At 63.9% G+C, this 7,434-nt stretch carries 6 protein-coding genes; 4 read left to right on the top strand and 2 right to left on the bottom strand.

Annotated elements, in window-relative coordinates:
* Positions 1 to 721: PDZ domain-containing protein (locus VFZ20_RS24345; protein ID WP_329686557.1), on the top strand; the 721-nt coding region annotated here is incomplete at its 5' end.
* Between the two features lie 104 nt (positions 722 to 825).
* On the opposite strand, the gene VFZ20_RS24350 is transcribed toward VFZ20_RS24345, so the two are convergent.
* Together VFZ20_RS24350 and VFZ20_RS24355 are read right to left on the bottom strand one after the other, a co-directional pair.
* Positions 826 to 1,164 (bottom strand): hypothetical protein, encoded by a 339-nt coding sequence (locus VFZ20_RS24350; protein ID WP_329686558.1) that lies wholly within the window; start codon positions 1,162 to 1,164, stop codon positions 826 to 828.
* A 179-nt stretch (positions 1,165 to 1,343) separates the two neighbouring features.
* Entirely contained in the window at positions 1,344 to 1,625 is a 282-nt protein-coding gene (locus VFZ20_RS24355) for a hypothetical protein (protein ID WP_329686559.1), read from the bottom strand.
* 540 nt (positions 1,626 to 2,165) lie between these two features.
* Here VFZ20_RS24355 and VFZ20_RS24360 point away from each other — a divergent pair.
* The 3 genes from VFZ20_RS24360 to VFZ20_RS24370 all read left to right on the top strand — a co-directional run bounded on the left by VFZ20_RS24360 (position 2,166) and on the right by VFZ20_RS24370 (position 7,387).
* The gene (locus VFZ20_RS24360; RefSeq protein WP_329686560.1) at positions 2,166 to 3,704 is read left to right on the top strand and encodes an AAA family ATPase; all 1,539 of its coding nucleotides are present in this window, start codon (positions 2,166 to 2,168) and stop codon (positions 3,702 to 3,704) included.
* A complete protein-coding gene (locus VFZ20_RS24365) occupies positions 3,701 to 4,546 on the top strand; it encodes a hypothetical protein (RefSeq protein ID WP_329686561.1) in 846 nt (281 codons plus the stop codon). Before VFZ20_RS24360 ends, VFZ20_RS24365 begins: the two co-directional genes overlap by 4 nt.
* A 132-nt stretch (positions 4,547 to 4,678) precedes the next feature.
* Positions 4,679 to 7,387, top strand: coding sequence for a hypothetical protein (locus VFZ20_RS24370; RefSeq protein WP_329686562.1), 2,709 nt, complete (start codon positions 4,679 to 4,681; stop codon positions 7,385 to 7,387).
* The last annotated feature ends 47 nt before the right edge of the window (positions 7,388 to 7,434 follow it).

The raw sequence follows: 7,434 nt of genomic DNA on the forward strand, positions 1-7,434 counted from the left end.
GCTGCGCGCCGGTGTGCTGGACGAGGCGGGGCTCGTGGCGCGCACGAACGACCGCATCCGCGACTACCTGGCGAACCCGCAGGCGCTCACGGCCACGACGGCGATCCTGGCGGAACGCTACTGGGATTCGCAGGACTACAACCGCCTGCCGTACGTAAAGGGCGCGCTGACCGCGCTGCTGATGGACCTGCGCATCCGCCACGCGTCCGGCGGCGCGCGCACGCTGGACGACTACGTGCGGGCCGTGTTCGCGCGCACGGAGCCGTACCGCCCGGCGGACCTGCGGGGCACGCTGGAGGCGACGACGGAGATGGACTGGGCCGCGTTCTTTTCCGCGTACGTGGACGGCGCGGGCGAGCTGCCGGTGCTGGAGGTGTGCGCCGAGGTGGGAATGGCGTGCGCGCCGGGGACGGTGGAGCTGTACCAGCGCGGCTTCGTGGTGGATGGGGAGAACATCGTCCGCGAGGGCGTGACGGTGACGTCGCTGGTCGCGGGCTCCGCGGCGGAGCGCGCCGGCCTGCGCGTGGGCGACGTGATCCGCGATTCGGAGATCCAGCGCGACACGGTGTTCGCCGCGCGCCTGGAGGTGGAGCGCGCCGGGCAGCGGATGATGATCGAGTTCCGCCCCGTGCGCGAGCTCCCCGTCCCCCGCATCCTCCCGTCCGAGCCGACGCTGCGCGTGCTCAACGCCCTGCGCACCAGCTCGCCGCCGCAACGGTAAGCCGGCGGGCCGAGCAAGTACGTGTGTCGCCGCTCCTCACCCGGGCGGAAGCACGGACGAGGCGCTACGGCCCGGGCGGGGGCCGTAGCGCGCCACGCGCGAGCTCAGTCGCAGACGGCGGTCACCGGCATGCAGTTTTCGCCGCCCGTGGGACACCAGAAGGTGCAGTTCTCGGAAGTGTCGTACGTACAGCGATAGGCCGTGTCGCAGGTGCCGCAGGTCTCCCCGATGCAGGTGACGACGGCGACGCAGGTGGCCTGCCCGCAGGTGTTGTTCGGGTTCACGCTCCACTGCCCTCCGCCGGTGCCGGTGGGGCCATGTCCGTGAACCGTACCCGTCTCTGCCGGGACCGCGTCCGTCTGGAACGAATCCACGTCCAGCCGCTCCAGGTCGAGCTTCATCTTCCGCTGCATGATCTCCTCCAGGCCGGGTGCCTTCTCCATCGGCTCGTTCTGTGGCCGATTCCACCTACCTGGTACCGCATGGTAATGGCGCGAACTGTGGGGAGCAACGATCATGGCGGGCTTGGTCAGGCGCAGCGTGACGGGCGTTGAACACGACAGCCGCGGACCGGTCCTGGCCCGCGGCTGTTTCATTGGATCCCTGCATCGTCCTGCTGCGTTCAGGCGGCGGCCTCGTTCTCCGCGGGCGTCCAGTGATGGACGAGGCCCTTGTCCTCGGCCCAGTCGAGGGAGGCCGCGAGGGCGCTGCGCAGGTCGCCGCCGAACTCCAGCACGGCCTGGGCGACGAGGGGGTCCATCGAGAGCTCGTCGGCGCTGGTGCAGCGGTTGAGCTTGATGGTGGAGTAGGCCAGCGCCTCGAAGACGCCGAAGCGGTCCGACAGCATCTCCAGCAGCCGCATGGGCGAGGCGCCGTCGTTGGCCTGGCTCGATGTGCCGATCATGGGCGAGCCTCCTTCCGCGCGCGGCGGGTGGGAGCGGAGCCTGCGGATGTGCGGGGTGCGCGCATGGCGATCTCCAATCCTCTTGACCCTGGCCGCGCAGCAGGGGTAGCTTTGGCGAGGCGGGCAGCCTTCGGGTCGTTCCGTGTGTGAGGCTGGCCGTGTCTTCTTGGCGGAGGAGCGGCCAGCCTTGCTTTTGCTCCCTGCTGCTGACGATGTAGCTAGCGGTGTGTGCGTCTGTTAATCCCATTGTTAGCGCTGATGGATTCACAGAAGCGGCGGACAGGCTGACAACGAACGTGAGCCTCGCTTATCTAGCGCGGGAACTGCACGCGTCATATGGGCTCTCATTCGACAGGCTCGAATGGATCAATCCTCACCTTCTTGCCAACGCCCCCGACGGGAGGGAGAGGGCTGTTGCGCGCTCGGTCAAGACGCGCGCTCTGGAACTGCTTAAATGAAGGGCGCGGCTTGAAAAGATAAGTAGGTGATCTCCTAGATCACGGTAACGGGTGCCCTGTCTATCACAACAATCGGAAACCAATGTTCTTTCGCGTGTTACCCGTGGGAGAGAAGCCGGCGTTTTCCGGTTCCGCGGGAGCCTGTTTGCTCATGGATGATTGGAATGACTGGTTTACCTACCAAACATTGTTTAGTCTGGTTGTATTCGACGCATCTGGGCAGCGGCGCGATATAGGGAGCGTAAAGATCGGTGCGTTCGGCATGACAAAAGAGCAGCCACGGCCTAACCTGCCGATGCGTTTCGATACGTTGAGTACGCGGTTCTTCTCTGTTGGGCAGGATGACAGTTATTACGAAGTTCTGAATGAACTCGAACCAGAGTTGCGGGATCGCGTACTGAATGGTTTGAGAGACTTGGCTGTTGCTGACGAGGAGTTTCTTAATCGTGCATTACAGGAGCATGTAACAGATACGTCATTGTTGCGATCCGTCTCAGAGATGACGGTACGGCGGCAGTTCCGCCGTATTGCGCGCGGGGATGCGAGACTTACAAAGTATAGTATAGTGTACCAGATGGTGGGTACTCATGAGCAGGCTGAGCCGCCACTCCGGATTCAATTTGATGTTGAACCTGAGTCCCACCCCCCAACGAATATTCACGTCTTGATTGGTCGCAATGGCGTAGGAAAGACCCATTTGATGAATAGTATGACGAAAGCTTTAGTTATACCTAACCCTGAACCTGAATCGGGTGCTTTTATAACCATTGACGATCCGTTCGGCCAAGGAGAAAAGTTTGCAGGTCTGGTAGCCGTGAGTTTTAGTGCTTTTGACACATCTGAACCCTTGGCTGCGATGTCACCACCGACTACTGGATTTCGATACACATATGTTGGCCTGCAAAAGACGGCACCGGAAAAGGGTCCTAGAACGCCATCTGAACTGACCCTCGAAATTGTCAAGAGCGTTTATAACTTTCATAAGGATGCTAGGTTGCTGAGATGGAGGCGTGCGTTGAAGATGCTCGAAAGTGATCCCATGTTTGCTGACGCAGAGATTGCATCAATACCTGTTGAGGGTAAGGCCGCTCAATGGACGGAGCGTAGCTTTCCAGTATTTCACCGCTTAAGTTCCGGGCACAAAATCGTCCTCCTCACAATCACCAAGCTTGTCGAGACTGTCGAGGAACGGACACTCGTACTAATGGATGAGCCCGAGGCTCATCTACACCCGCCTCTACTGTCCGCTTTTGTTCGCGCGTTGTCCGATCTCCTCGTCCAGCGAAATGGAGTCGCCATAATCGCAACGCACTCACCTGTAGTCCTTCAAGAGGTGCCCCGCCGGTGTGTCTGGAAGCTCTACAGGGCTCAGGCTGACATGAGCGCAGAGCGACCTGAACGAGAAACCTTTGGCGAGAATGTCGGTGTGCTAACCAGTGAGGTTTTCGGATTGGAGGTCACGCAGGCTGGTTTTCATAATATGCTCGCCGAATCCGTAAACAAGTCGCGTAGTTACGAGGCCGTATTGGGTAAATTTAATATGGAACTCGGAACTGAAGCGCGTGCCATTGTCCGTGCACTCGTCGCGGAAGAGCAGAATGGGGAGCGCATCAACGAATGATGACTCTTCCTAAGCCGGTCATCGATCCGCTCGATACTTTTAGGACCAGTATCAGTCGGATTGACGACGCCTTATTTAAAGCTAGACTGCAAGCAATAGAACAGAGCATTGTCCTTGCTGCAGCAGAATTTGATCGAGCCGGTGACCGTGGTCAATTTTATTCGATCTCTCCACAGGGTACCGTGGACGGCAAGGTTACCAAGGATGAGATGTCATCCATCTACAAAGACCGGTTTGTACATAAGCGTGGCCCAGGGCGTAGCATATACGAGAAGCTGATCAATATTCCCAAGCATCGGCGTTGTCCTTTGTGCGCTCAGCGGACAGTTTCGACTCTCGACCACTATCTCCCGCGCGCTTTTTACCCGGCATTGGCCGTCGTACCGTTCAACCTTGTCGCTTGTTGCGGAGATTGCAATAAGCTGAAGCTTGCTACCGTTCCCGGGAAGGCCGAGGAGCAGATACTGCATCCCTATTACGATAACATCGGAGGAGAAACGTGGTTGGCGAGCGAAGTTATCGAAGACACGCCCGCTTCCCTTGAATTCTACATACAGTCGCCTCCCGGAGGTGATCCTGTTCTACTCCGCCGGTTACGTAACCACTTCGACCTGCTTGAACTCGGGAAATTGTATGGGTCTCACGGAGCGCGACTAATTGCAAGCATCCGCGGTTACCTCCGAAACCTATATCGAAGTGCCCGCATGCCTGGCATCAGAGCACACTTAGTTGAGATGGCGGAAAGCTACGCAGCCGAGCATCGCAATTCCTGGGAAACTGCTGCATATACCGCCTTGGCAGCGAACGATTGGTTCTGCGATGGCGGCTTTGCTTTGGAATAGGGTTCTCATTCAGGTGGCGCCCCCTCTGGCCTGCTTCCTGCCCTTCCGCCCGCCGCGTAGATTGCGCGGCGGGCGAGTTGTTGCGCCCAAGCACGGGGTCCACACGCCACACCAGCACAGAAACGGAGCCGCATGGTCGAGGTATCCAGCACACCTCCCAGCGAACGCTATCCCGGCCGCCCGCCCGAGGGGCGCGTGGTCGTCATCGCGCCCACGCGCGCGGCGTGCGAAACCATCGAGCTGGGCGTGCAGCTCACCGGCGTCTCCACCGTCATCGAACGCGAGCACGGCGACGAGATCCGCGAACTGGCCCGCAGCGGCAAGGGCTTCGGCATCATGGCCGGCACCGGCACCGGCAAGACGCTCGCGATCCGCCCCATCGCCCAGGCCATCGTGGGCGAGGAGCTGCGAGTCGGCGTGGTGAACCGCGAGCGCGAGGCGACGCCCGAGACGCCCACGTGGAACGTCGTCATCGTCACCACGGGGATCGCGCGGCGGTGGCTGCAGGACGACATGATCGACCAGACGGACGTCGTCATCGTCGACGAGATCCACCAGACCAGCGCGGAGCTGGAGCTGTGCCTGGCCCTGGCCAAGCGCGCCGGCTGCCGCTTCATCTGGCTCAGCGCCACCGTCGATCCCACGTTCTACTCGCAGTACCTGGACTCCGCGGCCGTCATCGAGTCGTACGCGTTCGACCCCGACAAGGCGGCGGACGTGCGCGTCTCCAACACCACCGATCCCGTCGGCTTCCTGGGCGACCGCTTCATGCGGCACGTGCAGAAGGAAGAGCGCGGCGTGGCCGTATTCGTCCCCACGCGCGCGGGGACGGAGCAGATCGCCAAGGCCGTCAGCGACCGCTACAAGGGCGTGATGACGGAGTTCTACCACGGCGGCGAGCCGGTGGCCAAGCTGCGCCCGTTCCTGGAGGACGAGGGCGCGCCGCACCCGTTCGTCCTGGCCATGACGGCGGCGGGGCAGAGCGCGCTGAACATCCGCGGGCTGGACACGGTCGTCATCGAGGACGCGCAGTTCACCACGCTGGTCAAGAAGGGCAAGAGCGTGCTGACGCGCATGCCCCTGGGCGCCAACGAGATCCTGCAGATGGCGGGGCGCGTGCACGGCCGCGTAAAGGACGGGCAGGTGTGGATCCTCTCCGAGCGCGAGATCGAGTTCAGCAAGCTCAAGCCCACGGAGCCGCACTTTCAGCTGGCCGGCGATCCGGAGCGCGTGGCCATGACCTGCGCCGACATGGGTGTCCGTGCGGACGAGCTGGACCTGCCCGTGCCGCTGGACCGCATCGCCTACCGGCGCGCCATGGAGACGCTGACGGAGCGCGGCATCATCGCCAACGGGCGGCTCACGCGGTACGGCCGCGCCGTGGAGGTGCTGCCCGTGGACCGCGCGTACGGCGAGCTGCTGGTGCAGGCGGATGAGCACCTGGTGCCCATCGTGGCCGTGTGCGCGAGCATCGAGTCGCTGCACCGCATGCTGCGCCAGCAGGACAACGACATCGGCCAGTACGTGGTCAAGGGAAGCGACCACCTCACGGCGTACAACATCTACCAGGACGCGCTGGAAGAGACGGGCAGCCTGGGCAGTGTGTACGGCCTGCCGCGCCACGTCTTCGAGCCCGAGGCGCTGGAAAAGTGGTGCGAGGAGCGGGGCGTGATGATGCGGTCCATCGAGGACGCGGCGCTCGCCATCGCCAGCATCTTCCGCGGGCTGGACCTGGAGCTGCCGCGCAACCTGCCGCGCCTGAACGGCAAGCTGGACCGCGACTGGCGCGCCCTCGTCGCCCGGATGATGCCGTTTGGGCTCGTCATCGACGAGGAGACCAGCTGGGGCGAGCACGTATCCGTCAGCAAGACGAGCGTGGCCAGCAGCTACGGCGCGGTGGCGGGCGAGATCGTCTACTTCGCGGACAAGATGGGGCGCGCGCGCGGCTCCATCAGCGGCACCAACATCCCGGACGACATGGTGTGGGAGTTCGCCGCGTCGGGGCAGGGCGAGGTGGTGTACGACGGGTCGCATCGCCGCGCGCCCCTGCGCCTTCAGCGCACGCAGGACTTTCACGGCTTCATCCTGGAGAGCGAGGACGAGGGGATCAACAAGTTCCCCGAGGGGATGGAGGACGCGTGCCGGCGCGTGCTGGCCGAGGCGGTGGCGTCCGGGCAGGCGTATCACCCGGACATGAACCGCATCCGCGAGACGCTGCGGGAGCTGCGCGAGGTGTTCCGCCGCTCGGCCGGGACCACGGCGGCCGTGAACGATAAGGTGCTCACGGACCACCTGCTGGCCAAGCTGGCGGATGTAAAGAGCTACGCGGAGTTCCTGGAGACGCCGCTGGGCGTGGACCCGGACGCGCTGGTGCCGGCGGAGGAGCGGGCGCGGTGGATGGCGCTGCCGGACCACATCTGGATCGCGGACCGCTCGTACCCCCTGGACTACGTGCTGGAGGGCGACCAGGCCGTCGTCCGGGCGCGCATCCCCGCCAAGACGCTCAACGAGGTGGACGAGAGCGAACTGCCGGAGCTGGATCGTCCGCTGCACTGGACGGTCACGCGCGGCAAGCACGAGGCGGTGCGCGCGGCCACGCTGGACGAGGCGCGCATCGCCGTCCGCGAGACGAGCGCCGCCACGCGCAACCGCGCGCGCGAGCAGGAGGAGGGCGGCCGTCCCCGCGGCGAGCGCAGCCGGCGCGCGGGCCAGCGCAAGGGCCCCGGCGGGCGCGACCGCAACGGCGGCGGCGAGAACCGCCACGGTCGCGGCGGCCGCGGGGGCGGCGGCGCGCGGCACAAGAAGGGCGGCAAGGGCGGAGGGCGGAGGAAGGGGCGGTAGCCGTCCCCGCGAAGGGCCCTCACCCGCTCGCTGTCGCTCGCACCCTC

It is taken from the genome of Longimicrobium sp., assembly GCF_036280135.1.
Taxonomy (GTDB): Bacteria; Gemmatimonadota; Gemmatimonadetes; order Longimicrobiales; family Longimicrobiaceae; genus Longimicrobium.

Bases quoted from the DNA above. Each gene is read 5' to 3' on its own strand.
- VFZ20_RS24350 (WP_329686558.1), bottom strand. From the start codon at position 1,164: ATGGAGAAGGCACCCGGCCTGGAGGAGATCATGCAGCGGAAGATGAAG.
- VFZ20_RS24355 (WP_329686559.1), bottom strand. From the start codon at position 1,625: ATGATCGGCACATCGAGCCAGGCCAACGACGGCGCCTCGCCCATGCGG.
- VFZ20_RS24360 (WP_329686560.1), top strand. From the start codon at position 2,166: ATGTTCTTTCGCGTGTTACCCGTGGGAGAGAAGCCGGCGTTTTCCGGT.
- VFZ20_RS24365 (WP_329686561.1), top strand. From the start codon at position 3,701: ATGATGACTCTTCCTAAGCCGGTCATCGATCCGCTCGATACTTTTAGG.
- VFZ20_RS24370 (WP_329686562.1), top strand. From the start codon at position 4,679: ATGGTCGAGGTATCCAGCACACCTCCCAGCGAACGCTATCCCGGCCGC.